31 protein-coding genes are annotated in these 24,172 nt (G+C 65.4%); 22 read left to right on the top strand and 9 right to left on the bottom strand.

Annotated elements, in window-relative coordinates; all coding sequences use genetic code 11:
• Positions 1 to 256: 256 nt before the first annotated feature.
• From rplN to IU459_RS09015, 5 genes are all read left to right on the top strand, one after another.
• Positions 257 to 625, top strand: coding sequence for a 50S ribosomal protein L14 (gene rplN / locus IU459_RS09035; RefSeq protein WP_014349098.1), 369 nt, complete (start codon positions 257 to 259; stop codon positions 623 to 625).
• Between the two features lies 1 nt (position 626).
• The gene (rplX, locus tag IU459_RS09030; RefSeq protein WP_195129019.1) at positions 627 to 944 is read left to right on the top strand and encodes a 50S ribosomal protein L24; all 318 of its coding nucleotides are present in this window, start codon (positions 627 to 629) and stop codon (positions 942 to 944) included.
• A gap of 1 nt (position 945) precedes the next feature.
• Positions 946 to 1,509, top strand: coding sequence for a 50S ribosomal protein L5 (gene rplE, locus IU459_RS09025; protein WP_039822453.1), 564 nt, complete (start codon positions 946 to 948; stop codon positions 1,507 to 1,509).
• Between the two features lie 4 nt (positions 1,510 to 1,513).
• A complete protein-coding gene (locus IU459_RS09020) occupies positions 1,514 to 1,699 on the top strand; it encodes a type Z 30S ribosomal protein S14 (protein WP_014981705.1) in 186 nt (61 codons plus the stop codon).
• 322 nt (positions 1,700 to 2,021) lie between these two features.
• Positions 2,022 to 3,575, top strand: coding sequence for an acyl-CoA carboxylase subunit beta (locus IU459_RS09015; protein ID WP_195129018.1), 1,554 nt, complete (start codon positions 2,022 to 2,024; stop codon positions 3,573 to 3,575).
• Between the two features lie 150 nt (positions 3,576 to 3,725).
• Here IU459_RS09015 and IU459_RS09010 read toward each other — a convergent pair whose 3' ends face one another.
• Positions 3,726 to 4,367, bottom strand: coding sequence for a hypothetical protein (locus IU459_RS09010; RefSeq protein WP_195129017.1), 642 nt, complete (start codon positions 4,365 to 4,367; stop codon positions 3,726 to 3,728).
• A gap of 694 nt (positions 4,368 to 5,061) precedes the next feature.
• Here IU459_RS09010 and IU459_RS09005 point away from each other — a divergent pair.
• Entirely contained in the window at positions 5,062 to 6,261 is a 1,200-nt protein-coding gene (locus tag IU459_RS09005) for a Fic family protein (RefSeq protein WP_324198800.1), read from the top strand.
• A 139-nt stretch (positions 6,262 to 6,400) separates the two neighbouring features.
• Here the strand turns inward: IU459_RS09005 and IU459_RS09000 are convergent, their stop codons facing one another.
• The gene (locus tag IU459_RS09000; RefSeq protein ID WP_195129015.1) at positions 6,401 to 7,879 is read right to left on the bottom strand and encodes a metallophosphoesterase; all 1,479 of its coding nucleotides are present in this window, start codon (positions 7,877 to 7,879) and stop codon (positions 6,401 to 6,403) included.
• A gap of 351 nt (positions 7,880 to 8,230) precedes the next feature.
• Between IU459_RS09000 and IU459_RS08995 the strand changes: the two genes are divergently transcribed.
• Together IU459_RS08995 and IU459_RS08990 are read left to right on the top strand one after the other, a co-directional pair.
• Positions 8,231 to 8,527, top strand: coding sequence for a hypothetical protein (locus tag IU459_RS08995; protein ID WP_228837623.1), 297 nt, complete (start codon positions 8,231 to 8,233; stop codon positions 8,525 to 8,527).
• Between the two features lie 490 nt (positions 8,528 to 9,017).
• On the top strand, positions 9,018 to 9,377 hold the full coding sequence (locus IU459_RS08990; RefSeq protein ID WP_195129013.1) for a hypothetical protein: 360 nt from the start codon (positions 9,018 to 9,020) through the stop codon (positions 9,375 to 9,377).
• A 66-nt stretch (positions 9,378 to 9,443) separates the two neighbouring features.
• Here IU459_RS08990 and IU459_RS08985 read toward each other — a convergent pair whose 3' ends face one another.
• Positions 9,444 to 10,652, bottom strand: a complete 1,209-nt coding sequence (locus tag IU459_RS08985) for a helix-turn-helix domain-containing protein (protein WP_195129012.1) — start codon at positions 10,650 to 10,652, stop codon at positions 9,444 to 9,446.
• A 220-nt stretch (positions 10,653 to 10,872) separates the two neighbouring features.
• Here IU459_RS08985 and IU459_RS08980 point away from each other — a divergent pair, with 220 nt between their 5' ends.
• On the top strand, positions 10,873 to 11,034 hold the full coding sequence (locus IU459_RS08980; protein ID WP_195129011.1) for a hypothetical protein: 162 nt from the start codon (positions 10,873 to 10,875) through the stop codon (positions 11,032 to 11,034).
• Positions 11,031 to 11,570 carry a hypothetical protein gene (locus tag IU459_RS08975; protein WP_195129010.1) on the top strand — a complete coding sequence of 180 codons (540 nt, stop codon included), beginning with the start codon at positions 11,031 to 11,033 and terminating at the stop codon, positions 11,568 to 11,570. Before IU459_RS08980 ends, IU459_RS08975 begins: the two co-directional genes overlap by 4 nt.
• A gap of 328 nt (positions 11,571 to 11,898) precedes the next feature.
• On the opposite strand, the gene IU459_RS08970 is transcribed toward IU459_RS08975, so the two are convergent.
• The 3 genes from IU459_RS08970 to IU459_RS08960 form a co-directional block, all read right to left on the bottom strand.
• Positions 11,899 to 12,225, bottom strand: a complete 327-nt coding sequence (locus IU459_RS08970; RefSeq protein WP_195129009.1) for a helix-turn-helix domain-containing protein — start codon at positions 12,223 to 12,225, stop codon at positions 11,899 to 11,901.
• Positions 12,225 to 12,602 carry a type II toxin-antitoxin system RelE/ParE family toxin gene (locus IU459_RS08965; protein ID WP_195129008.1) on the bottom strand — a complete coding sequence of 126 codons (378 nt, stop codon included), beginning with the start codon at positions 12,600 to 12,602 and terminating at the stop codon, positions 12,225 to 12,227. Before IU459_RS08965 ends, IU459_RS08970 begins: the two co-directional genes overlap by 1 nt.
• A gap of 127 nt (positions 12,603 to 12,729) precedes the next feature.
• Positions 12,730 to 13,362, bottom strand: coding sequence for a Uma2 family endonuclease (locus IU459_RS08960; protein ID WP_195129007.1), 633 nt, complete (start codon positions 13,360 to 13,362; stop codon positions 12,730 to 12,732).
• A gap of 284 nt (positions 13,363 to 13,646) precedes the next feature.
• Here IU459_RS08960 and rpsH point away from each other — a divergent pair, with 284 nt between their 5' ends.
• The 9 genes from rpsH to map all read left to right on the top strand — a co-directional run bounded on the left by rpsH (position 13,647) and on the right by map (position 19,191).
• A complete protein-coding gene (gene rpsH, locus IU459_RS08955) occupies positions 13,647 to 14,045 on the top strand; it encodes a 30S ribosomal protein S8 (RefSeq protein ID WP_195129006.1) in 399 nt (132 codons plus the stop codon).
• A gap of 14 nt (positions 14,046 to 14,059) precedes the next feature.
• Positions 14,060 to 14,596, top strand: coding sequence for a 50S ribosomal protein L6 (gene rplF / locus IU459_RS08950; RefSeq protein WP_195129005.1), 537 nt, complete (start codon positions 14,060 to 14,062; stop codon positions 14,594 to 14,596).
• Positions 14,597 to 14,598: 2 nt separating this feature from the next.
• Positions 14,599 to 15,006, top strand: coding sequence for a 50S ribosomal protein L18 (rplR, locus tag IU459_RS08945; RefSeq protein ID WP_228837622.1), 408 nt, complete (start codon positions 14,599 to 14,601; stop codon positions 15,004 to 15,006).
• Between the two features lie 31 nt (positions 15,007 to 15,037).
• Entirely contained in the window at positions 15,038 to 15,697 is a 660-nt protein-coding gene (gene rpsE, locus IU459_RS08940) for a 30S ribosomal protein S5 (RefSeq protein ID WP_195129004.1), read from the top strand.
• Complete coding sequence (gene rpmD, locus IU459_RS08935) at positions 15,697 to 15,876, top strand: 50S ribosomal protein L30 (RefSeq protein ID WP_039795559.1); 180 nt, start codon at positions 15,697 to 15,699, stop codon at positions 15,874 to 15,876. The genes rpsE and rpmD overlap by 1 nt, the downstream gene beginning before the upstream one ends.
• A gap of 1 nt (position 15,877) precedes the next feature.
• The gene (gene rplO / locus IU459_RS08930) at positions 15,878 to 16,321 is read left to right on the top strand and encodes a 50S ribosomal protein L15 (protein ID WP_067464140.1); all 444 of its coding nucleotides are present in this window, start codon (positions 15,878 to 15,880) and stop codon (positions 16,319 to 16,321) included.
• 178 nt (positions 16,322 to 16,499) lie between these two features.
• The gene (secY, locus tag IU459_RS08925; RefSeq protein WP_195129003.1) at positions 16,500 to 17,822 is read left to right on the top strand and encodes a preprotein translocase subunit SecY; all 1,323 of its coding nucleotides are present in this window, start codon (positions 16,500 to 16,502) and stop codon (positions 17,820 to 17,822) included.
• Positions 17,819 to 18,364, top strand: a complete 546-nt coding sequence (locus IU459_RS08920) for an adenylate kinase (protein ID WP_195129002.1) — start codon at positions 17,819 to 17,821, stop codon at positions 18,362 to 18,364. The genes secY and IU459_RS08920 overlap by 4 nt, the downstream gene beginning before the upstream one ends.
• A gap of 29 nt (positions 18,365 to 18,393) precedes the next feature.
• Positions 18,394 to 19,191 (top strand): type I methionyl aminopeptidase, encoded by a 798-nt coding sequence (gene map, locus IU459_RS08915; RefSeq protein ID WP_195129001.1) that lies wholly within the window; start codon positions 18,394 to 18,396, stop codon positions 19,189 to 19,191.
• Positions 19,192 to 19,682: 491 nt separating this feature from the next.
• Here map and IU459_RS08910 read toward each other — a convergent pair whose 3' ends face one another.
• The 3 genes from IU459_RS08910 to IU459_RS08900 form a co-directional block, all read right to left on the bottom strand.
• The gene (locus IU459_RS08910; protein WP_195129000.1) at positions 19,683 to 20,111 is read right to left on the bottom strand and encodes a DUF4254 domain-containing protein; all 429 of its coding nucleotides are present in this window, start codon (positions 20,109 to 20,111) and stop codon (positions 19,683 to 19,685) included.
• A complete protein-coding gene (locus IU459_RS08905) occupies positions 20,108 to 20,557 on the bottom strand; it encodes a DNA-directed RNA polymerase subunit beta (protein WP_228837621.1) in 450 nt (149 codons plus the stop codon). Before IU459_RS08905 ends, IU459_RS08910 begins: the two co-directional genes overlap by 4 nt.
• A gap of 366 nt (positions 20,558 to 20,923) precedes the next feature.
• Positions 20,924 to 22,447 carry a hypothetical protein gene (locus IU459_RS08900; RefSeq protein ID WP_228837620.1) on the bottom strand — a complete coding sequence of 508 codons (1,524 nt, stop codon included), beginning with the start codon at positions 22,445 to 22,447 and terminating at the stop codon, positions 20,924 to 20,926.
• Between the two features lie 165 nt (positions 22,448 to 22,612).
• On the opposite strand from IU459_RS08900, the gene dtd reads away from it, so the two are divergent.
• From dtd to IU459_RS08885, 3 genes are all read left to right on the top strand, one after another.
• Positions 22,613 to 23,056, top strand: coding sequence for a D-aminoacyl-tRNA deacylase (dtd, locus tag IU459_RS08895; RefSeq protein ID WP_195128998.1), 444 nt, complete (start codon positions 22,613 to 22,615; stop codon positions 23,054 to 23,056).
• Positions 23,057 to 23,288: 232 nt separating this feature from the next.
• Complete coding sequence (locus IU459_RS08890; RefSeq protein ID WP_195128997.1) at positions 23,289 to 23,615, top strand: WXG100 family type VII secretion target; 327 nt, start codon at positions 23,289 to 23,291, stop codon at positions 23,613 to 23,615.
• Between the two features lie 19 nt (positions 23,616 to 23,634).
• Positions 23,635 to 24,162: a YbaB/EbfC family nucleoid-associated protein gene (locus IU459_RS08885; RefSeq protein ID WP_195128996.1), complete on the top strand. Its 528-nt coding sequence runs from the start codon at positions 23,635 to 23,637 to the stop codon at positions 24,160 to 24,162.
• Positions 24,163 to 24,172 lie beyond the last annotated feature (10 nt).

Here is a 24,172-nt window from a genome sequence, read left to right as displayed (position 1 = left end):
AACGCGGCCCTGGTGCGGACGCCCGCGCTTCGGTGACCGCCCGATTTGGGAACGACCTGCGGATTCCCATACACTAGACCGGTTGCCTGCGGGAGCTATGCCCGCAATCCGGCAGTGAACCCCCAGTGGTTGGTTCCGCGTTATCGCTCAGATCGAGGAAGAACCGCTGGCAGGCGCGCGTCCGGAGGGCAACCGACCATGCCCGTCGGGTCGGCAATCCGGCGTGCTAAACGTCCAGGTCAAGGAGGACGCTGAAGTGATTCAGCAGGAGTCGCGACTGCGCGTCGCCGACAACACGGGTGCGAAGGAGATCCTCTGCATCCGCGTTCTCGGCGGTTCGTCGCGTCGCTATGCCGGTATCGGCGATGTCATCGTCGCTACCGTGAAGGACGCCATCCCGGGCGGCAACGTGAAGCGGGGTGACGTCGTCAAGGCCGTCGTCGTGCGCACCACCAAGGAGCGCCGCCGTCCGGACGGTTCCTACATCCGTTTCGACGAGAACGCGGCCGTGCTCATCAAGGCGGACAACGACCCGCGTGGCACCCGCATCTTCGGCCCGGTCGGCCGCGAGCTGCGCGACAAGAAGTTCATGAAGATCGTTTCGCTGGCCCCGGAGGTGCTCTGACATGAAGGTGCACAAGGGCGACACCGTGCTCGTCATCTCGGGCAAGGACAAGGGTGCCAAGGGCAAGGTCATCCAGGCCTACCCGAAGGAGAACCGGGTTCTCGTCGAGGGCGTGAACCGGATCAAGAAGCACGTCGCGAACTCCGCCACCCAGCGCGGCGCCTCCTCGGGCGGGATCGTGACCCAGGAAGCTCCGATCCACGTGTCCAACGTGATGGTCGTCGACTCCGACGGCAAGCCGACCCGGGTCGGCTATCGGACCGACGACGAGAGCGGCAAGCGGGTCCGGATCTCCCGGAAGAACGGGAAGGACATCTGACATGACCACGACCGAAAAAGTGCAGCCCCGGCTGAAGCAGCGCTACCGCGAGGAAATCAAGGACGCGCTGAACAACGAGTTCAACTACGCCAACGTGATGCAGATCCCGGGCGTGGTGAAGGTCGTCGTCAACATGGGTGTCGGTGACGCCGCCCGCGACGCCAAGCTGATCAACGGCGCCGTCGAGGACCTGGCCCTGATCACCGGCCAGAAGCCGCAGATCCGCAAGGCGACCAAGTCCATCGCGCAGTTCAAGCTGCGTGAGGGCATGCCGATCGGTGCCAAGGTCACCCTGCGCGGCGACCGGATGTGGGAGTTCCTCGACCGCCTGGTGTCCATCGCGCTGCCGCGTATCCGCGACTTCCGCGGCCTGTCGCCGAAGCAGTTCGACGGCAACGGCAACTACACGTTCGGCCTGAGCGAGCAGTCGATGTTCCACGAGATCGACGTGGACAAGATCGACCGCCCGCGTGGTATGGACATCACCGTGGTGACCACCGCGACCAACAACGAAGAAGGCCGTGCCCTGCTCAAGCACCTCGGCTTCCCGTTCAAGGAGAACTGACCACATGGCAAAGAAAGCACTGGTCAACAAAGCCAACGCGAAGCCGAAGTTCGCGGTCCGCGCCTACACCCGCTGCCAGCGGTGCGGCCGCCCGCACGCGGTCTACCGCAAGTTCGGCCTCTGCCGCGTGTGCCTGCGCGAAATGGCGCACCGGGGCGAGCTGCCGGGCGTGCACAAGAGCTCCTGGTGAGCTCGCGCTCTTCGTGAGCGCACCCGGATAACAAGACACCGAGGGCACGGACTCACACCGAGTCCGTGCCCTCGGCTTCTATAGAGGACCGTCGGCCGCCGCAACCGGGCTCTCGACTCGCCCGAAGCGATCACCGCGTTCACCGCACTGGGACGGCGTATTGCCAGTCCTTCCTCCGACTGTGTTCGGACTGTCGAGGATGTGATGTGTGGCCGGCCTCGGCTGTGATTTGTCCCGGATATCCAGTTCAATGACGCGTTCTGTGTCGATACCGCTTAACGTCGCGGGGGCACAACAGTTGGTTCGGAAGGTGGCGGCGAGCGTGACAGGTACCGAGGCGAAGCTTGATGAACTGGTCAAGATCCTGACGATCGCCGCGGAACCGGCGGGTGAGGCCGGTGTCGCCAAGCGGGAGAAGAAGGGCGTTCCGAGCGTTCGCCAGCGTGTGGACATGCTGCTCGACCGCGGGACGTTCATCGAGACCGGTGCGTTGGCTCGTGAGCCCGGCCGACCGGATGCTCTCTACGGTGACGGGCTGGTCACCGGTCGCGGTCTGATCGGGGGCCGTCCGGTGGTGGTGATCGCCCACGATCAGACCGTGTACGGCGGGTCGGTCGGTATCACGTCCGCCCGCAAGTTCATGCGGGCACTGCAACTCGCGTTCGACAACGCATGCCCGGTGGTGACGATCAATGATTCCGGCGGTGCGCGTATCCAGGACGCCGTGGGTTCGATCGCTTCGTTCGGTGATATTTCCCGGGTGTTGGAGAAACTGTCCGGGTATGTGCCACAGGTGTCGATCATTCTCGGCAAGTGCGCAGCGGGTTCGGTGTACGGGCCGATCAACACCGACGTGCTCATCGGCACCAAGGATTCCTACATGTTCGTCACCGGGCCGGAGGTGATCAAAGCCGTCAACGGTGAGGACGTCACCGCCGAGGAGCTCGGTGGCGCCAAGGTACAGGCCGAACGCGGCACCCTGCATCACGTGGCCGACACCGAGCAGGAAGCCTACGAGTGGGCGCGCAACTACCTGAGCTATATGCCGACGAGCTGCCTCGAGCAGCCGCCGATTGTGAACCCCGGCCTGGAGCCGGAGATCACTGCTGCCGATCGGGAGCTCGACACGATCATCCCGGATTCCGATCGCGCCGGTTACGACATGCATGAGATCCTGCTGCGGATCTTCGACGACGGTGAATTCCACGAAATCCGCGCCGCGTTCGCCCCGAATCTGATCACCGGGTTCGCCAGGGTCGACGGCTATCCGGTCGGTGTGATCGCCAACCAGCCGTTGGTGCTGGGTGGTTCCATCGACGCCGCCTGCTCGGACAAGTCGACCTACTTCATCCGGCTGTGCGACGCGTTCAATATCCCGCTGGTGTTCGTCGCGGACACCCCGGGCGTGCTGCCGGGCCTCGAGCAGGAAGCCAACGGTGTGATCATCCGCGGCGGGCGGGTCCCGCGCGCGATCATCGAGGCGACGGTCCCGATCATCAACCTGGTCGTGCGCAAGTCCTACGGTGGCGCCTACGGCATGATGGCGGCCCGACAGGTGGGCGCCGATATCAGTTTCGCCTGGCCGACGGCCCGGATCGCGGTGATCGGCGCCGACAGCGCGGTCGACCTCATCGGCAAGCGGCAATTGGCGGCGGTGCCGGAGGAGCATCGGGCAGCGGCGCGCGAATTCATGATCAACCAGTACAACGAGACCATCGCCACCCCGTGGATCGCCGCCGAACGCGGCTACATCGACGCGGTCATCGAACCGGCGCGCACCCGTCTGGAGATCCGGAACGCGCTGCGCCTGTTGCGGGACAAGCCGCCGGTCAAGCCGGAGTTCAACCCGCGCAAGCACCCGGTGTACCCGATGTGATCTTCCCGTCGACTCCCGCGCGGCGACGGTGTGACCATCGAGCCTGCGCCGAGTATCGAATCGCGGACGACCTGAAGAAAGGCGCTGCGGCGGATGGTTTCCGCCGCAGCGCCTTTCGCGACTTCAGCTCAGCAGGTCAAGCGCTGATTGTCAGGGCAGCACCTGCGGAATGACATCGGGCGCGACCGTACCCACGACCGCGCCGACCACGGCACCCAGGATGGCGGTGGTCACCACGCCGACCGCGGCGCACAGCACGTAACCGACGACGAAGGCCGCCACGGTCGGAATGCAGGTGATGAGCGCGACGACCGCACCGACGCCCGCGCCCGCGGCCGCACCGTTCATGACCGGATCCGGGTACTGCGCCCCCGGATTGGTCGCGATGTCCTTCAGCTCCGCCCCCGTCGCCGCCGAGACCTCAGGTGTCGTCACCGACAGCGTGCGGCCGTCTTCGGACACCTTGGCATCCAGGGCGATGGTGGCACCGGACGGCGTGGCCAGCGTGCGCGGAACCTCGGTGACCGCCGCGCCGGCCTTGTTCACGACCTTGATCGAGGCCTCGCCGAGCTGGAACGTGCCTGCATCCAGCGTGGCGGACACGCTGCGCAGGTCCGGCGCGACCGTGGTGTGGTAGCCGATGTCCGCGGACGTGCCCGACGTCGAGATCGCCTGGGCCAACCGCGCCTGCTGATCGGCGTAGTTGGTGGCCGATGCGGTTCCGGCACCGGCGAACGTAGTCGCCACGGCCAGCGGCAGCGCACCGATGAGCGCCTTACGACCGATACGCATTGCAGCGCGATAGAACATTGAATTCATTCTCCCTCCCGACCCCCGATACCCCCCGACGTGGACGAATCGAACGTCGTGTCGTGTGAACCGAACGCACTATTGGTAGCGACTGCACGATCGTCAAGGCAAACCTTGTGAGATTGTCCACAATGTGGAACCGATTGGGCAGTAAGGTAATTCGATTCGACATGCGGTTTCGGCAACCCGAGAGCGAATGCTGTCGCCGACCCGCCGTCGCATCGGGCGACTGCCGCGAATTTCTCGTTTCGGCGCGGTCAAGGCGCACTGCTCCGGGCCCACATGTCGATATCGTTCAGTGTGTCCTCGGTCTACCAGTGCGTCTCAGCGTTGTGCAGCAATCCGATACTCCAGCCGGGCTGCGTGACCAGTTGAGTTGGCGGGAACATCGCCGGTACGGAGGCGGTGTGGAGGTCGGCGGCGCCCCGTCGACCAGTGCGGCCGGTGCCCGAGGGCTCCTGGTGAGCTCGCGCTGAGCGCGCCCGATAACAAGCCGACGAGGGCGCGGACTCACACCGTGTCCGTGCCTCTCGTCTGTAGATGCGCTCCTTATTAAAGGTTAACGGGTAACCTTTAATAAGGAGGTGTCATGGCTAAGTTTGCGCAGCGGAGCTGGGCTGGCAACCTGGATGGCGGTGGCCTGTCTCGCAGGGATCGCGGCTCTGGGACATATCGGGTGTACCTGCCGGATCCGCTGGTTGGCCGCCGCATTGTTCTGACCAGCGAGACCGCCGCCGACGTCGTTGACGCGGAGGTGGCAATCACGCGTCTCGACACCGAGGCGAAAGCACTCGTGGAGACGGAAGCGTTGTCTCGATTGCTGTTGCGCGCCGAGGCCATCGCATCGTCGCGCATCGAGGGCCTCGTAGTCGGCGCGCGGCGACTTCTGCGCGCGGAGGCGGCGCGCCAGCTGGAAGGGGAATCATCCGATGTGACGGCCGCCGAGGTACTGGCGAATATCGACGCGATGGCGGTCGCCGCCAATACGGTCGGCCGTGGTGAGCCGCTTACCGAGGATGTTCTGCTCGAGGTTCATCGACGGCTGTTAGCCGGCACCAGACTGGCACAGCACGGCGGATGTCTTCGGGAGGTGCAGAATTGGATTGGCGGCAGCTCCTTCAATCCCTGCTCGGCCGTGTTCGTGCCACCGCCGCAGGAATATGTACCCGAACTGATGAAGGACCTGGTCGCCTTCTGCAACAGTGATGACCTGCCTGCCGTCGCGCAAGCCGCCATTGCGCACGCGCAATTCGAGACGATCCACCCGTTCATCGACGGCAATGGCCGAACCGGTCGAGCGTTGATCCATCTGATACTGCGCCGCCGTGGAGTAGCCGAACGCGTTGTCGCGCCCGTGTCGCTGATCCTCGCCACGTGGAGCGACAGCTACATCGACGGTCTGAATCGCTTTCGATACATCGGTGCGCCCGATTCCGAGCAGGCCATCTACGACCTGAACACCTGGGTGGCACGCTTCGCCGCCGCCTGCACCCGTGCAGCCGAAAACGCGACCGCTTTCGAAGTGAAGGCCGCTGAGTTGCAGAGTTCCTGGCGGGATCGAGTGGCGCCGGTGCGGACGAACTCCGCGCTGGACCTGCTCCTCGGCAAGCTCGTCGGAGCCCCGATCCTCACTGTCGCTACCGCGGCAGCACTGATCGGACGCAGTTTTCCCGCCACGAACGCCGCCGTCGAGCGTCTGACCGAAGCCGGAATCCTGCGCCAGCTCACCGTCGGCCGCCGCAACCGGGCCTTCGAGTCACCCGAGGCGATCGCGGCGTTCACCGCTCTGGAACGAAGTCTCGCCAGTCCGGATGGAGACACGCGAACATCGGATCCAATACGCCCGGTGCCGTCGAACAAAATGCCTCGCCGGTAATCGCCGCTGCCGCGGGATCACTCTTGGTAGTCCCAGCGGTCCGACACAGAAGTTGGGAACAGGCGTGCCGCTTTCCAGGGACTGCGGCAGGGACGTCGGGCAAGGCTCTGTCAGTTCGCACGATTACCGACGGTGCCTGTTATCGCTGGGCGGCGGTGCGCAGTCCACGGTGCTGGCACTGATGGGCCGCAGGGGCGGCCTTGCGTGGGTGAGATACCTGCTCGACCCCGGAAAGATCGCGGCGCACCACATGGTTTCGGTCGGCGAGTGATCCCAGGCTGTAGCGTGGCTGCAGCCCGAACAACTGGGTGCGGGTGCGGGTGCTCCAGCGCCGGGCGGCGGCCGTGCGGGTGGTCTGGAAGGTGACCATGTACCCGCCCTCGTACAGCCGCAGCAGCGAGTAGCCGGCGGGGTATTCCTTGATCGAGGACACCTCCAGGAACTCCACCGGGATGGGGGTGTCCGGGCGTGTGCGTCGATTGCGGTGCGTGTGCCCGCTGTGGTGCAGGAATACACCGGGAGAGCGCCCGTAGAGCTGGTGCAAGGTGGCCGCGTCGTGCCGGTTGAGTACGAAGCCGGGACCGCCGAGGTTGGTCATCCCCGACTCCCGAGTCACTGGATGGTGGCCGAAAACCAGTGTCGGCTGGTCGGGTTCGTCGCGCAGCACGCTGCGCAGCCGGGACACCTGCTCGGCGTCGATGCGCCCGCCGGAGCCGTCGAGATCGGTGGTGTCGAGCCCGATCACCCGCAACCCGTCCAGGTTGTAGCTGAATAGTCGCTGTCGGGGCAGGAAGTGCGGGCCCCAGCAGTCGTGGTGCTGGGTCCCTGGCAGTCGCCGACCCGACCGCCAATCCGCACCGACCCGCGGCCGGTCGTGATTACCGCGGCACACCAACAGGTCTCGGCCGAAGTTGCCCCAATCGTCCAGTCGGCGCCTCAGATTGCGAGATTCCGTCGGGGTGCCTGCATTGGTGAGGTCGCCTGCCAGCACCAGGTGGTCGACGTTGCGATCCGGCTCGCGCAGGTCGGTCAGCAGCGCGTCCAGCATCACCTCCGGATACGGGTCCATCCCGGGCTCCTGCCGCACACCGGTCGGCAGTGCGGCCACGATCTCGCCGCTCACCTCCTCGCCGAAGTGCAGGTCATTGGCCAGCGCGATAGTGCGCAGTAGCCGCCCTGGCGGCGGTGTGAGGGTGCGGAACTCATGTTCCTGCTCGTCATTCCACCAGCGCATCGTCATACCGGAAACTGCCCGCACGCCTCGTGAGCGGGCCTCCAACCGGTAGCGTCGGCCGGGTTCGAGCCCGGTGACTTCGACGTAGTGGAAGGCGGTGGGTGTGGCGTCGAAGTGCACCACCGGCAGCGGCTTACGCGAATCTGCCGGTCCGAGTGCGAGTTCGGTGTCCGCTTCGACCGGCCGCCAGCGCCCGATCGGGTCAGCCGCGGCGGTCGTCCAGCTGACCGCCACCGACTGATCGCTCACCGTGATCAGCTCCAGATCCCGGGCCCGCATCGAAAGAGACTGGGGCGCGAGCAGCGTGAATCCGCCTACCGGAAGCGCGGCCACCGCGGCCAGCGCGGTGAGTATGGTCCTGCGGGAAGGCTCGTGGTGGCCCATCGCAACCCCTGACGTAGGTCTTGCCGAAGCATCGACGGACTCGACGTTATTGGGGCAACCGTGCCAATCCGTGAACAGAGCTCGAGCTGTTCCGGTCAGTTGGCCGCCGGTTTCCTGAATGGGCCTCTCTCTGCGTCAGCCGCAGTTCACAGACCATTCGCTCAAATTCGCCGAACTCAGCTATCTCCACTGGCCTGAGGATGCCGGTGGCAGCCGGTTAAGCTGTACCGAGATCCGTCGGCCTGGACTGCAGCTGTACTTGCAGGCTGTGCGACATACCGGGTGCGGAATCTAGGGGGAGGCATGGCATTCGAGGTAGACCCGGATACGCTGCGGGCTGCGGCGGGGTCTATGGCGCTGTTGCCCGGCGAAATCGATCGTGCACCGCATCTGGGCGCTGAGCCGGTCGCCGATAAGTTGAAGGGCTCCGCCGTCGGGTCGGCCCTCAGCGATAGCGATGGCAGGAGCAAGACGGCCAAGGATGTGTTGCGGGCTCGGTTCAATCAGTTCTCGGCACTGCTGGCGTTGTCTGCCGACAAGTTCCAGAACACCGATATCGACGCGGCCAACCGACTCGCGGCCGTTTCCGATATCAACTCGGGCGACCCGCACGGGGGCGGTAAGCCAGTTCGTGGGGACCGAGTGTGAACCTGCCATTCCATCATGAGCTTCCCGGTACCGATCCGAAATCTTCGACCAGTTCAGGACGTACCAGGAATACCCGGGCGACCAGCCCCTGGATACCCGGTGACGACCGATCTTCCAGTGACTGTGGCTGAGACGCTCGACAGGGCTCCGTCGGTTCGCACGATTACCGAGGACGATCATCCATTGGGCAGATAGGGTCCGCCGTCCGATTCAGCACCGAGGGCTGCGGCTCATGTTTCAGAGGGAGGGTGAACGATGGTCGGCCTCCGCGCTCTGCGGACGGGTTCCGGGTATTGGACTGCCGCGACTTGGACCACTTCGCTGTGGTTCATTCCTCAGCTGATCGCCGTTGCAGCCGCGATGGCGGTGATCTACCCGGATCGCAGAGCCACCTGTCGGCTGCTACTTGGCCATATCCGCTGTCGGCGCGCTCGTCGGAGTTGGACTGGGATGGTCCAGTTCTCCGAGACACAGAGGTGTCGCGCTCGGCATGATCACAGCGTCGTCGGTGCTGCTTTGCGTACCGGCACCGCGGTTCTTTCCTCTGGCGCTGCCGCTGGTGGCGATCTGGATCGCGGTCGCTTCCGCCGACGAGGGCGAAGGTTCGATCTCCGGATTCGGCCGAGCGTCCTTCACGGGATGCTCGGTGGCCATGCTGGTCAACGCGGTTCCCCTGATCGCCACGGCGTACTACCTGCTCTTCCTGTACGCCTTCGTCTTGGCTGTTGAGGTAGTGATAGTTGTCATCCTGCTGCTATTGAGGGGCAGGGCTCGGCAGTTCGGAACAGGCGTCGCGAGCTCCTGGCTGGGCCTGGGCGTTTCGATCCTTGTGTCACTGCCCGTGTGGTGACGACAGCGCTTGTAGCAGCGGGCGCTCGGAGTCCTCTAGGTGGTGTCGAAGGCAGTGAGCCAGCGCCTATGCGGTCAGGCCCAGTACCGAGGCAAGCTTTTCGGCGTCTGGTCGCACGGTAGCGCCGCCATGCTCGACAAGGTCGGGTACAGCAGACCGAGCGAAGAGCGAGAAGCCAAAGGTGTCGGGAGATTCCTTGTGGGCCTTGGTAAGTAGTGACACGGCGGCTAATGATTCTTCCCGCATGTAGTGGGCGCGGGCGATCTCGGCGGTGTGGAAGCTACGCCTGGTTGCTGAGGGCATCGCGATCAAGTCGACTTTGCTGGCCTGCTGAATTGCGAAACCGGGATGCATCAAATCGGCCTGAATGGTGATCATGTACGCGTCGACCATGGAGCGGCCGAAGATCAACCATGGGTGGTTGTACTCGTCACCGAGGGCACGTGCCGCCCTGTCGGCCTCATCCCAGTATCGAAGTGCATCGCCTTCGCGGCCCACTTTCGCGTACGACAGTGCCATCGCGAGCCTGAGCAAACCCCACAGCGCCAGGTCGTTGCCAGCGTTCTCGGGGCTGAGCAGACTGGAAACCTCATGTGCGAGCGCGACACGGGCATCGTGCTGTTCGCCAGCGTCCCGGTAGACGTGATTGACGTACCAGGCCGCTGCGGCCATGGCGTACGGGTCGTCGGCATCCTGCGCGGCGGTCATCGCGCGGTCGCCGGACATCAGTACCAGGGACGCAGGCGGCTGGAACGACAGATAGAGCTGAGTGAGGTGGTAGACCTGTGCCAGCGTGGAGAGCGCCTTCCGCCGCTCGTTCCCATCGAGCTGACGTACGGCGATCCGGGCGTCTCGCAGTAGGTCGGGCAGGACTGTCGCCACGGCCGAACGCTGGTACGCCGCTCCGTGCCACAGTGCCCACGCCTGTCGCGCGCGAGCCGCCAGCGCCGCGGGAGAAAGATCAGGATTTTCGCTGCTCGCCGCGACTGGATAGGACGCCAATGCGGCGGTGACCTTCGCTAGAGCGGGATGCACGGTTTTGCCGTAGCTTGCCCGCGAGAGCGCTTGCTCGCCCGTCAGCTCTTTCAGGTCGTTGATATCGAGTATCTCCGCCAGCCGGATCAGCATCGGAAGACGTGGTTGCTGAAGTCGCCCGTTTTCGACCGCTTTCACCCAACTCGCGGAACGCCCAGCGAGTTCACCCAGAACAGCGCGGGTCATCCCGGCCTGCTCGCGCAGCCGTCGCAATCGCTGACCGAACTCGTGATGAACCATGCCGGGCTCTCCCTAAGCCGTTGGCCGAATGAAGGTTTCGCTGCTCAGGCTACTCGGGCAACGGCAACTCCGGGTCTCGAACGGGGACACGATCTGTGCCTCTGCGGTTGCTTCGCCTGGGCCAATCTCAGGTACAGCCCCGGCGCTCGGTCGAGTCCTCGGACTCCCGGGCGCCGGGCGCTACGCAACCACACCACATAGCGTCAAGGGGGTTCAGCGAATGTCCGAACTTGCGGTTGTCCTGGTCGTCACGGCTGCGGTCGCCGGGGTATTGATATTGCTCTTTTGGGTGTTGCCGTGGGTGATCGACTTGGGCGGCGATCCGGATGAGTCGGTACCGGCGAGCGAGATCATTCGGCGGGTCGAAAACGAGCAGCGATGACCGCGCCGGATGGCTGGGTCGGAATACAGCAAGCTGAGCTGCGTCTGCCCGGCACTCGCGCTTTCTTCGACATCTTCAACGCTCGTACCGAGCCCACAGACGCGATGATGGTGGCGGCCGTGGGACTGCTCGGAGTGTGGGTTCGGCACTACGAGAACGGGAGACCAGGGCGACCGATGAGCCGTCGGCTCGCGGATCTGATGGACCTGCATATCTGGGCGATCGACTGGCACATCGAGGACGTAGTTGCGCCGCCACGCCTGCACGGCTGCCAGCCCGGCCCGGATGTCCACGAGATGCCCTACTCCTACGGCGAGATGGTGAGCCTGCTTACCGCTGACTTCGTGCGATGCCGACGCGAGGAGCGGCAACCCGGCGGAATCACCGATGACCAGGTGCTCCACCACGTGCGGCACTGGGACGGGTTCAACGCCATGGTGGAAGCGGTGGCGGCTGGTCGGGTACGGCTGCGGATTCCGCGCGGCATCGCGCGGCACATGCATTCGGAGCGGGGCGCGAACGATCTCGAACGATGACCAGCCCGTGCCCACACGAGCCCGACGTTCACATACGCGTCCTGCTCGGCGGCATCAGCCTGGACTTCGCCGCCTGCCACACGGCGGCCATGCTGTTCGTGCGGGAGTGGTGCGCTGTTCGTGCTGCCGCTGACATTGCCGTAATTCCCGGCAGCGCAATCGGATTGGCGAGATTGCCATGCGAACGCCTCTACGTGGAAACGTGACGTGTGGCTATGGGCGGTCTGAATCGTCGCTGAGGATGTCGCCGGTACGCTCGAGAGGCATACGAGCATTGTGGCAATGAGCCGTCTGTCCGGGGGCGCGTCTCGAAGTCGACGCGCCAGCCCTATGCCGCGCTGCTGTGTGGTGTGAAACTGACGCGGGCGTCGTCGGCGTCTATCGCGATGTTCAGCGAAGCATCCAGTGCTCGTGCCAGCTTTGTCAGCAGTGGAAGGGTGGGAACTGCGTCCGATCCCTCGATGCGGGAGATCTTTGCCTGCGTCAGTCCTGCCCGGGTGGCGAGTTCGGCTTGGGTGAGTCCGAGCTCGGTTCGGCGGTTGTAAACGGCGGCGGCCAGCTCCATGGCCAGTCGGATCTCATGACGCACTTCGGTGACGGCCTCGGGTTCGGTCAGCCCGTCGCCCTTCCTCGTCTTCCATCGACTGTGGGGCATCACAACTCTCCCTTTTCGATAGTGCGCAGGAACTCTTCGTGAGCGGGGCCGTGTTCGGCCTCGCAGATTCGTCGCGCTTCGATGGCGCGTTTGACCTCGGCGTCCTCGCGGTCCTTGGTCTTGCGGAATGTCGTCAGCAACACGATTGTGCGGTCGGATCGGAACCAGTAGGTGATCCGCGTGGCCGCTCCGTCCAGCGTGGGTCGGAGTTCACGCACACCCTCGCCCAGGTAGCGGGAGAAGGGTTCGCCGAGTGTGGTGGCGCGTTCGGATAGTAGGGATACGTATTCCTCGACCTTCAGGAAGTGCTTGGCGGGCAGTGACTCCAACCAGGCCCGGACTTCGGGCTCGATCTCGATCGAGTAGAGCGACTCCACCCCATCAGCCTATATGTCGTTGACGACATTCTGGTGGATGTCCCGGAAAGGCGGCGGCGATGTAGGCCCGCGAGGGCGAGGAGTCCGGCGAAGTCGCAGTCATATTCGTTCGGTTGCGTCAGCAGACTCAGAACTCCAATTCCGACCACGGAATGTGGATGGGGAACGGGAAGTCGATGGTGATGGCGTCGGAATCCTTCGGTGACCACTCGCCGATCAACAGATAGTTCGCCGTGTGCAGTGGACGGGCGCCGGGTGGGAGCTGGCCGGGGGCGGACTCGAGTGCGTACGCACGGACCAGTGCGATACTCCGGCGCTTCGGCGTCACTTCCCAGTAAAACGGGATGCCTGCTACGGCGTAGCGCGCTTGCCTGGCGTGCCGGTCCAGCAGCGGATCCGGCGGAAGGATCTCGCCGATCAGCGAGACGTTCGCGGCTCGGATGTCCGCGTGGAGGCCATTCTCGGGGCGGCAGGCCAGGAGGTTGGGACTAGCGAAGTCTGACTTCCCGTCCTCCCCGAAGAACACTTTGGTTTCGAAGTCGACGCGCCAGGCGCTTTGTAGCTGTTCATCTGCACACCGCTGCAACGCGCTGGCCAACGCGGATGTCAAAGCCTGATATTCAGGAAGCGCGTGTGACAGCTGGACAACCCGCCCGTTCCACAACTCGATCTGCTGGGCGATCTCTTCGGGTAGGTGCTCGAGTTCCTCCCAAGTCATGGCTTCGGGGAGGTCGGGTCGTTCGATGCCTGGGCTCGACATGGTGTCATGTTATGCCGATCACAGGTTGTTTCTGCTGGTCACCAGATGCGCGAGAACGCGACCGCCGACGGACCCGATTTTGTCCTGGTGACGCCCTTGCCTACACTAGAGCGGTTGCCTGGGCACCTCCATGTCCGCATGCGTGCGCTCGGGCGATACGTACCTCATCCGGTCGGCAAGGGTCGGCCGGACCATCCGAATTGTCGTAGGCCCACCGCCGCATATGCCAGTGCGTGCGCGGCGCTGTATGGGAACCGCGGCGAGAAAGGTGTCTAGGTCGAACCATGACCATGACTGATCCGATCGCAGACTTTCTGACACGTCTGCGCAACGCCAACTCGGCGTACCACGATCAGGTGAAGGCTCCGCACTCGAAGCTCAAGGCGAACATCGCCGAGATCCTCAAGCGCGAGGGCTACATCGCCGACTACCGGACCGAGGACGCACAGGTGGGCAAGACGCTCATCGTCGACCTCAAGTACGGCCCGAGCCGTGAGCGCAGCCTCGCCGGCGTGCGCCGTGTCTCCAAGCCCGGTCTGCGCGTGTACGCGAAATCCACCAACCTGCCCAAGGTGCTCGGCGGCCTCGGCGTGGCGATCATCTCCACGTCCTCCGGCCTGCTGACCGACAAGCAGGCGGCTCAGCAGGGCGTGGGCGGCGAAGTCCTCGCTTACGTCTGGTAAGGGAGGTCAGGACAATGTCGCGTATCGGTAAGAAGCCCATTGCCATCCCGGCCGGTGTCGATGTCACCATCGACGGCCAGGACGTGTCGGTGAAGGGGCCCAAGGGCACCCTGTCGCTGACCGTCGCCGAGCCGATCACCATCGCCAAGGAGGACGGCCAGCTCCAGGTCGGCCGTCCGGACGACGAGCGCCGCAGCCGCGCGCTGCACGGCCTGACCCGCACCCTCGTGTCGAACATGATCGTCGGTGTGACCCAGGGCTACGAGAAGAAGATGGAAATCTTCGGCGTCGGTTACCGCGTCGCGCTGAAGGGCCAGAACCTCGAGTTCGCCCTCGGCTACAGCCACCCGGTGCCGATCGAGGCGCCCGAGGGCATCACCTTCGCGGTGGAATCGCCCACCAAGTTCTCGGTGTCCGGAATCGACAAGCAGAAGGTCGGCCAGATTTCGGCGGTCATCCACGGCCTGCGCAAGCCCGACCCGTACAAGGGCAAGGGCATCCGCTACGCCGGCGAGGTCGTTCGCCGCAAGGTCGGAAAGACGGGTAAGTGATCATGGCGCAAACCGAAAACCAGAAGGCCAAGCGCATCCCCCTCGGCAAGGATGTGTCGACCCAGCGCCGCCTGTCCAAGGCGCGCCGTCACTTCCGCCTGCGGAAGAAGGTCGCCGGTACCACCGAGCGTCCGCGCCTGGTGGTCAACCGCTCCTCGCGGCACCTGCACGCCCAGCTGGTGGACGACTCGGCCGGCAAGACCATCGCCGCCGCCTCGACCATCGAGGCCGATGTGCGCGCGGTGGACGGCGACAAGTCGGCCAAGAGCAAGCGGGTCGGCGAACTGCTGGCCGAGCGTGCCAAGGCCGCCGGTGTCGAGGCCGTCGTGTTCGACCGTGGTGGTCACGACTACCACGGCCGGATCGCCGCACTGGCCGACGCCGCTCGCGAAGGTGGGTTGAAATTCTGATGATCGATAACAAGAACGGAAGGAACGTCTGATGCCGGGACGTCAGAGGCGTGACGGCGGAAGCGGACCCGCCGGACAGAATGGCAGCGCCCCCGAGGGCGGTCGCGGAGACCGTCGCGGTGGCGGGGACCGTCGCGGTGGCGGCGACCGTCGCGACAGCGGCGCCGAGAAGAACCAGCTCGAGCGGGTCGTCGCGATCAACCGCGTCTCCAAGGTCGTGAAGGGTGGTCGGCGTTTCAGCTTCACCGCCCTCGTGATCGTCGGTGACGGCAACGGTCTGGTCGGCGTCGGCTACGGCAAGGCCAAGGAAGTTCCCGCGGCCATCCAGAAGGGTGTCGAGGAGGCTCGCAAGAACTTCTTCCGCGTCCCGATGATCGGCTCCACCATCACCCACCCGGTTCAGGGTGAGGCGGCGGCCGGTGTGGTCATGCTGCGTCCGGCCTCGCCCGGTACCGGTGTGATCGCCGGTGGCGCGGCTCGTGCCGTGCTGGAATGCGCCGGTATCCACGACATTCTGGCGAAGTCGCTGGGTAGCGACAACGCCATCAACGTCGTGCACGCGACTGTCACTGCCCTCAAGCAGCTGCAGCGTCCGGAAGAGGTCGCGGCCCGCCGTGGCCTGCCGCTCGAGGACGTCGCTCCTGCCGGCATGCTGCGTGCGCGCGCTCAGGCTGCCGGAGGTGTCAAGTAATGGCAGATCTCAAGGTGACCCAGATCAAGAGTTCGATCGGCGCCAAGAAGAATCAGCGGGACAGTCTGCGGACGCTCGGTCTGCGCGGCATTCGCAAGACCGTGGTCCGCGAGGACAACGCCCAGAACCGCGGGCTGATCAACGTCGTGCGCCACCTCGTGACCGTTGAGGAGGTCTGACATGACCATCAAGTTGCATCACCTGCGTCCGGCTCCCGGCGCCAAGACCGAGAAGATCCGGGTGGGTCGCGGTGAGGCCTCCAAGGGCAAGACCGCCGGTCGTGGTACCAAGGGCACCAAGGCGCGCAAGAACGTGCCCGCCGCCTTCGAGGGTGGGCAGATGCCGATTCACATGCGGCTGCCCAAGCTCAAGGGATTCACGAACCCGTTCCGCACGGAATACCAGGTCGTGAACGTCGGCGCCATCGCCAAGCTGTTCCCCGAGGGTGGCGAGGTCGGCAAGGCCGAGCTCGTGGCCGCAGGCGCGGTTCGGAAGAACCGGCTGGTCAAGGTCCTCGGCGACGGCGAGATCGGCGTCGCGGTCCAGGTCACCGTGGACAAGGTCACCGGCGCGGCGAAGGAGAAGATCACCGCCGCCGGTGGCACCGTCACCGAGCTGGGCTGACGGTACTCTGCAAGTAGTGGCACCGGACGAGTTAAGGCTCGTCCGGTGCCACTGTTAGAGTTCAATTGTTGTCTGCCAAGCCTCGTCATGGTGTTTCGGCGTCCCTCCTGTGCTTAGCAGGGACAGAAATCGCTGAACAACCCATGTCATGACCATGTCGTTCGCGCCAGGAGGATCAGTGCTTTCCGCCTTCGTATCGGCCTTCCGGACTCCGGACTTACGGCGGAAGATTCTCTTCACGCTGGGGTTGGTCGCGTTGTACCGCGTAGGTGCCGCGCTGCCGTCCCCCGGCGTCGACTATCAGGCGGTCCAGAAATGTGTCGACCTGGTCTCCGGTGGTGAGAACGCAGGCATCTACCAGCTGATCAACCTGTTCTCCGGTGGTGCGCTGCTGCAGCTGTCGGTCTTCGCGATCGGCATCATGCCCTACATCACCGCGAGCATCATCATCCAGCTGCTCACGGTCGTCATCCCGCGGTTCGAGGAACTGCGCAAGGAAGGCCAAGCAGGCCAGACCAAGATGACGCAGTACACCCGGTACCTGTCGATCGCGCTGGCGATCCTGCAGGCCACGGGTCTGGTCGCGCTGGCGGCCCGCGGTCAGCTGCTGCAGGGCTGCCAAGAGGACATCCTCGCCGACACCAGCATCTTCGGCATGATCATCATCGTGCTCGTGATGACCGCGGGCGCGGCGCTGGTGATGTGGTTCGGCGAGCAGATCACCGAGCGCGGCATCGGCAACGGCATGTCGCTGCTGATCTTCGCGGGTATCGCCGCGCGCATCCCGACCGAGGGCAAGGCCATCCTGGACAGCCGCGGCGGCCTGGTGTTCGCCCTGGTGTGCGTCGCCGCGCTGGCGATCGTCACCGCCGTGATCTTCGTCGAGCAGGGTCAGCGCAGGATTCCGGTCCAGTACGCCAAGCGCGTGGTCGGCCGCAAGATGTACGGCGGCTCCTCCACCTACCTGCCGTTGAAGGTGAATCAGGCGGGCGTCATCCCGGTCATCTTCGCGTCGTCGCTGCTGTATCTGCCCAACCTGGTGGCGCAGCTGACCTCGTCGCAGAACAATCCGGATCCGAGCTGGTGGCAGGACATCATCCAGAAATACCTGGTGAATCCGAGCAACCCGGTCTACATCGCGATCTACTTCGGTCTGATCGTGTTCTTCACCTACTTCTACGTCGCGATCACCTTCAACCCGGAGGAGCGCGCCGACGAGATGAAGAAGTTCGGCGGCTTCATTCCGGGCTACCGCCCCGGCAAGCCGACGGCCGACTATCTCAACTTCGTCCTGAGCCGTATCACGCTCCCCGGCTCGATCTATCTCGGTCTGGTGGCTGTGCTGCCGAACGTGTTCCTCGACATCGGTGCTTCCGGTGGCGTCCAGAACCTCCCGTTCGGCGGTACCGCGGTGCTGATCATGGTGAGCGTCGGTTTGGACACCGTGAAGCAGATCGAGAGCCAGCTGATGAATCGAAATTACGAAGGGTTCCTCAAGTGAGAGTTGTACTGCTCGGTCCGCCGGGCGCCGGCAAAGGCACCCAGGCTGTCCTGCTGTCGGAGAAGCTGGGCGTTCCGCACATCTCCACCGGGGACCTGTTCCGTGCGAATATCAGCCAGCAGACGCCGCTGGGCCGCGAAGCGCAGAAGTACATGGACGCGGGCGACCTGGTGCCCAGCGACGTGACCAACCGGATGGTCGAGGCGCGGGTCAACGAGCCCGACGCCGCGAACGGTTTCGTGCTCGACGGCTACCCGCGCACGGTCGACCAAGCCGACGCGCTGGAGAAGATCCTCAAGGACATGGACACCAAGCTCGACGCGGTGCTGTGCTTCGTCGTGCCGGAGGACACGGTGGTCGAGCGGATGCTGGCCCGCGGCCGCGCTGACGACAACGAAGACGTGATCCGCAACCGGCTCCGGGTGTACCGCGAGGAGACCGAGCCGCTGCTGGAGCACTACGACGGCCTGGTCGTCTCGGTGGACGGCGTCGGTGAGGTCGACGACGTCAACACGCGCGCACTGCGCGCGCTCGGCCACTGATGCCGCTCACGATGGAGCGCTGAGGCCGCATGGTCTTCCACCGCAAGAAGAAGGTCGTGCCGTTCCGGACGGCTGGTGAACTGGATGCCATGGCGGCCGCCGGCGCGATCGTCGGTCAGGCCTTGGTCGCCGTGCGCGCGGCCGCCAAGCCCGGGGTGTCCACCCTGGAGCTGGACGAGGTCGCCGAGCAGGTGATCCGGGACGCGCGCGCGGTGCCGTCGTTCAAGGGCTACCACGGTTTTCCCGCGTCCATCTGCGCGTCGGTGAACGACCGTGTGGTGCACGGGATTCCGACCGGCGAGGAGATTCTCACCGAGGGCGACCTGGTGTCCATCGACTGCGGGGCGATTCTCGACGGCTGGCACGGTGATTCGGCCTGGACCTTCGGCGTCGGCACGATCATCGAGGCCGATCGGTTGCTCAGCGAGGCGACCAAGCTGTCGATGGAGGCCGGTATCGCGGCGATGCTGCCCGGTAACCGGCTGACCGACGTCTCGCATGCCATCGAACTGGGCACCCGGGCAGCCGAGAAGGAACACGGGCGGGCCTACGGCATCGTCGACGGTTACGGTGGGCACGCCATCGGCCGGGAAATGCACCTCGATCCCTTCCTCGCCAACGAAGGCGAACCGGGCAAGGGCCCGAAGCTGGTGGTGGGGTCGGTTCTCGCGATCGAGCCGATGCTGACGCTCGGCACCACCCAGACCAAGGTGCTGGACGACGACTGGACCGTGGTCACCGTTGACGGCAGTCGCGCCGCACATTGGGAGCACACTGTCGCCGTCACCGAGGACGGGCCGCGGATCCTGACCCCGCGTCCCGAGTAGCACCCGGCGGTCGCCGGTCGGACGTCCCGATTCGGTGACGCTGCGCGGCGAGGATCCGAGCCGCACCGACGCCAGGCATCCTGGCCGATCTCGCCGTGTGCGCGGTATCGGCACCATGCGCCGACCGCGGATCACCGGACGATACCCAGCTCGCGCTGGATCGGTGACGTCGTTCCTTGCACCCGCGTCCTGTGCGTCCGACCGAAGCGATATGCCCGCGGCGGTGCCGGTGCGGAATGTGTCCCTCCTTCGTGCCGAACTGTCCTGAACGATGCCGTCAGCGTATGGGCGGCGGGGTACGGGGCACGCGAGTAGATCGCTACTCGAATTCGGCTGGGGGACCACGCAGTTCGATTCGGTGCGGGCTGCGCATTGGTCCGCCCGCAGCGGCGGAAACCGCTGTGGGGTGCGTATTTCGTACGCGTAGGTAGCGACTCGGCCGATGACGCAAAGCGGCGTCCCACCCGATGGATGGGACGCCGCTGCGGACCCTAGGAGGCGCCCGGTAGTCGGCGGACGCCCGCGCAGACCTCGGCGGCCAGGTCGTCGTAGCCGACGGCCAGTTCGGCCAAGCGCTGCCAGGCATCCCAGAGATCCCATTCCGAGGCGCTGGCCAGCGCAGCGTATGCGTGCGCGGTGAACTGGGCCATGCGGTCGATCACCGAGCCCATGGTCTCGGTGTGCACGTGCGCAGCGCCGTGCGCGGGCGGCAACTGCACGGTGATCCAGCGGTCGATATCGCGAACCAGGCTCGCGCGCAACGCATCGATCTCGTCCAGCGAATCGCATTGCGCGCTGAGCCTGCGCTCGTGCAACGTGGTGAGCTCGTGTGCACAGCGCAGCAGCTGGTTGCCTTCCTGGAGTTCACCTCGGCATGCTTGCAGCACCTGATGCTTCGCGGGCAGGGCGCCGGTCGTCATCGCTTCCCCGCTCTCGCGCAGGACCGGACGGCGTCGACGACGGACGAGCCGGAGGGGCGGAAATTGCTGCGCGGGGCCACGATCCAGTGCCGATACCGCACGGTGGCGTCGTCGGGGGACGGCAGTGCGATCTCGCCGCCGCATGGCACGATCGAGACGTTGAGGCGGAACAGCTCGGCGAACAGCCGAACGTCGTCGGATAGATCAGGGCGGGTCAGGAAGGTCCATCGTCTGGATCGTTCGTGACAGATGATCGGACCCAGACCGATTCGGCGGTGGGTGAGATCATCGCGGACCTTTTGCCCCAGCGTGGCGGGCATCGTGATCGCGCCGACGAGGCCGGCGCGGACGGTGATTCGGCCGATATCCGGATGGACTCCGGCGGGCAGGTCGCACGTGTGTCGATAGTAGGCGCATCGGGCGGTCGGGGTATCCGCCAACGCCATTTGGTCCATGGGGCCCTCGGGTAACTTCGTCTGACTTTTCTCTCCAGGCGCCGGGCTGGTGATGTGGCATCAGTGATGTGATCCGTCTCACCATTGGGCGCTGCTTCAGTAGAGCACTCCATGGAACGGGATAAACATTCCGTTCAATTAGTTCGCGAGAATCTTACGGGCATAGCGGTTACCGTTAGTTTCGGTAATCGGGATCCTGCGGCGCCGAGAACCGTATCCACGTCGGCGTACGTAATACCTGGTCAAATGACCTGCGCGGAATCGGAGTCCGTACCTCCGGCATTTTTGTTCACCGCCGATCCGACCGGCGCGCCGCTTCGCGCCGGTCAGCCGGACCGGAGTCTTCTGGCGGGGCGCTCAGGGTGTGGTGCGGAAGAACAGCACGCGGTCGCCGTGCTCGGACAACGGCGTGTTCACACTGATTTGGCGCAGACCGCTGTCGGGCAGATAGGTGAGGTTGGCGAACACCTTCGTATTGCCGAAGGCCGCGCGCAGTTTGCTCTCGGTCGCACGGTCGGGGTTGTAGAGGGCCAGCGTCTCGAAGTCCAGGGGCGCGAGCGGCTTGTCGAGCGGAGCCTGTCCGGCCGGCCGGCCGAGCGCGGCGTACTGGGTGGCCGCACCGTGCTCGTACCAGCACAGTTCGTAGGCCACATTCTCGGTGACCGTGATCGCCGCCACCGGCCAGTCCTGCGAGAGGCGCAGGGCCAGTGGGTGTTTCGCCACCGGTGTGAGTTCCCAGTTCAGGCTCATGACCGTCACCCAGCCGCCGTAGGGCTGATCGATCAGCACGATGTCGTCGCCGAGGGTGGCCGAGGTGTTCAGCTCGGGTTCGCGGATCTTCCAGTTCGACTCGTGCTTACCGAGGTAACTCTCGCGGTCGAGGGGATAGGCGTCATCGATGGCGTATGCCGCGATGATCGCCGCGCGCACCTGGGAGATCGCATCCCGCTCCGGGCAGTAGACGCTCAGCGCGCCGAAGGTCGCGCCGATGTGCACCGGCATCGACGGCTGATCCGGCTCCGCGCCGGGCGCGAGCGGTCGCAGGCCGACCAAGGCCAGCTTCCAGTTGATCTCTTCGACGGTGGACAGATCGCCGGAGGACTTGAACATGATCTGCTGCTGGGTCAGCCTTCCGGCCTGCTCCAGGGTGCGGCAGTTCAGCTCGACCAGCGCCCGATGCGATTTGGGGGTGAGATCGAGATCCTGGATGCCGCACGCGCGCAATCGGATCGACATGCTGGTCGAAGTGAGCGCGGCGTACCGTTCGCGATACATGGCGATGGCCTGCTTGCGCGAACGACCGATCATGAGCGTCCGCAGCAGCGTGCTCAGGCTGGCCAGGTACTTGCCGGATAGCTCGGGATTCGCCGCGGCCAGGCCGGCGCGAATGCGGGCCGCCTCCTCGGTGGCCGCCACCGCGGCGTCCTGGTCCAGCCGGCCCAGCCATACGCCGCATTTGGACAATCCATCCGCGCAGGGGCCCGCGACTTCCGGATGTGCCCGCGCCACTTGACGGTAGACGTCGCAGGCGCGGCGGATCGTCGTGGTCGCGAGTTCCCGGCGGCCACTGTGCCGCGCTGCCTGCTCGAAGGAGCGCAGCGCGTCGTTCAGCTCCCCGGCCAAGCGCGCGGTCAGCACCTGCCCCCGGGACAGCAGGCGCAGGCGGATCGCCACCGCTTCTTCGGCGGGCGCCAGCGCCTCCCTGGTCCGGTCGCGCACCGAACCGTTGGTCTTCGTGGCGATCAGGCCCTTGGCGAGTTCGCCGAGAGAGGTGGCCAGGCGCAGCTCGGAATCGACCGAACGGTCGAGTGCCGCATACCGATCCGCCGCGATCTGGCGCTCCAACGCGTCCAGATCCATCGCGCTCCTCGTTTCCAGCATGATCCTCCGCCACCGCGCGGCACCCGCGCACGCATCCTTCTGGGCACCGAGTTTGTCATGGTTGCCGCCCGCGCGCACCTGTATCCGGCCAGGCCGATCGGGTAGGACGGCAGGTCGCCACCCACCTGCTCGTCCGGGCTGGGCGGGTCGGCATGATCGAGCCTTGTGCGAGCCCTTCTACAGCGTGTGAGTTCGGCGCGGGTGACCGTCGACGAGCAGGTCGTCGGTCGCATCGATCCGGCGGCCTGCGGTGTTCCGCACGGCTTGGTAGCCCTGGTCGGCGTGACGCATTCCGACACCGAAGCCACCGCGAAGGCGTTGGCCGACAAGGTGTGGCGGTTGCGCATCCTCGACGGGGAGCGATCGGCCGCGGATCTGCTGGCCCCGATTCTGGTGGTCAGTCAGTTCACGCTGTACGCGGACACCACCAAGGGCAGGCGCCCGTCCTGGTCGGCGGCCGCGCCCGGCGCCGTCGCCGAACCGCTCGTCGAAGCTTTCGCGCGGGCGCTGCGCGAGCTGGGCGCCACCGTGGCGACCGGGCGGTTCGGTGCGCATATGCACATCGATCTGGTCAATGATGGCCCGGTCACTCTGCTGGTCGAGATGTGAACTGCTGATCGGGCCTGCGCATCGGCGCGGGTGACCCCGATAACCAAAAGCGCACGGACATCCCGCAATTCGACGTACCCATCGATAGGTGTACGTCGCTGTCGCATGTAACTGCACCGGCACTTTCCGTTCATGTGCGGGCTACGGGTGAGTCGCCCTCGACTGTCATCGTCGAAACACACGAGTCGAATGTGGGGGCGGGTCCGCCCCGCGCGAGCGCAGGAGGACGCAAATGGCGGAGAGGATCGAACTCGACCCCGACCTGCTGCGGCAGGCGGCGCAGAAGACCAGCCACGTTCGCGACCGCATCGACTCCGTGATGTCCACCTTGAAGACCTCGCTGGCCGGCCGCGGAGCGCCGTGGGGCAACGACAAGATGGGCGACCAGTTCGTCAACGGACCCAACGGCAACGACGGCTACTTCGCCTCGCGCAAGAATCTGACGACGAACTCGGCGAACATGGCCTCCACGTTCGGCAACTTCTCCACCAACCAAACCCGGACCGCCGACTACCTCGAGCGTCAGGACCGCCGCAACGCCGACGGTTTCCGCCGCTGATCCCGCGACGGCGCCGACGATGACGAACGAACTCGCCAAGGCCGAGATGGCCGCGCTGCTGGAGGAAGTCCAGGAGCAGCTGCGCACCGTCGCCAAGGTGCAGCAGGATCGCGCCCAGCTGGTCGGCAGCGCCTCGGCGCGCGGAAAACGGGTGACGGTGTTCGTGAACGCCGACGGCACCGTCATCGAGACGCGGTTCGGGCCGGGCATCGAAGATCTGAGCTATGCGGAGATCGCCAAGGCGATCACCGAGGCCGCGCAGGCGGCGGCGGTGGACGTCGCCCGCAAGGGACAGCAATTGATGGCGCCGCTGCACGATCGACGGGCGCGGCTGCCGAAGTTGTCGGACCTCATCGAGGACATGCCGGACTTCGCAAGCCAGATCCCGCAGCCGCCCAGAGCGTCCACGGCGCCGCCCGGAGCGGCCGAGCGGCAGGCGCAGGCCGCCGGTCCGGACGACGGCAGCACCGCCATGCGATTCAGCAATGTGGAGGCCTACGACCACGACGGGACCACGGACCGCGGAGTCACCGATTCCAGCTGGTGATCTGAGGTAA

This window comes from Nocardia amamiensis, from assembly GCF_015477605.1.
Lineage (GTDB): Bacteria > Actinomycetota > Actinomycetes > Mycobacteriales > Mycobacteriaceae > Nocardia > Nocardia amamiensis_A.
The sequence above is the reverse complement of the archived record's forward strand: the minus strand, read 5'-3'. Positions and strand labels throughout refer to the sequence as shown.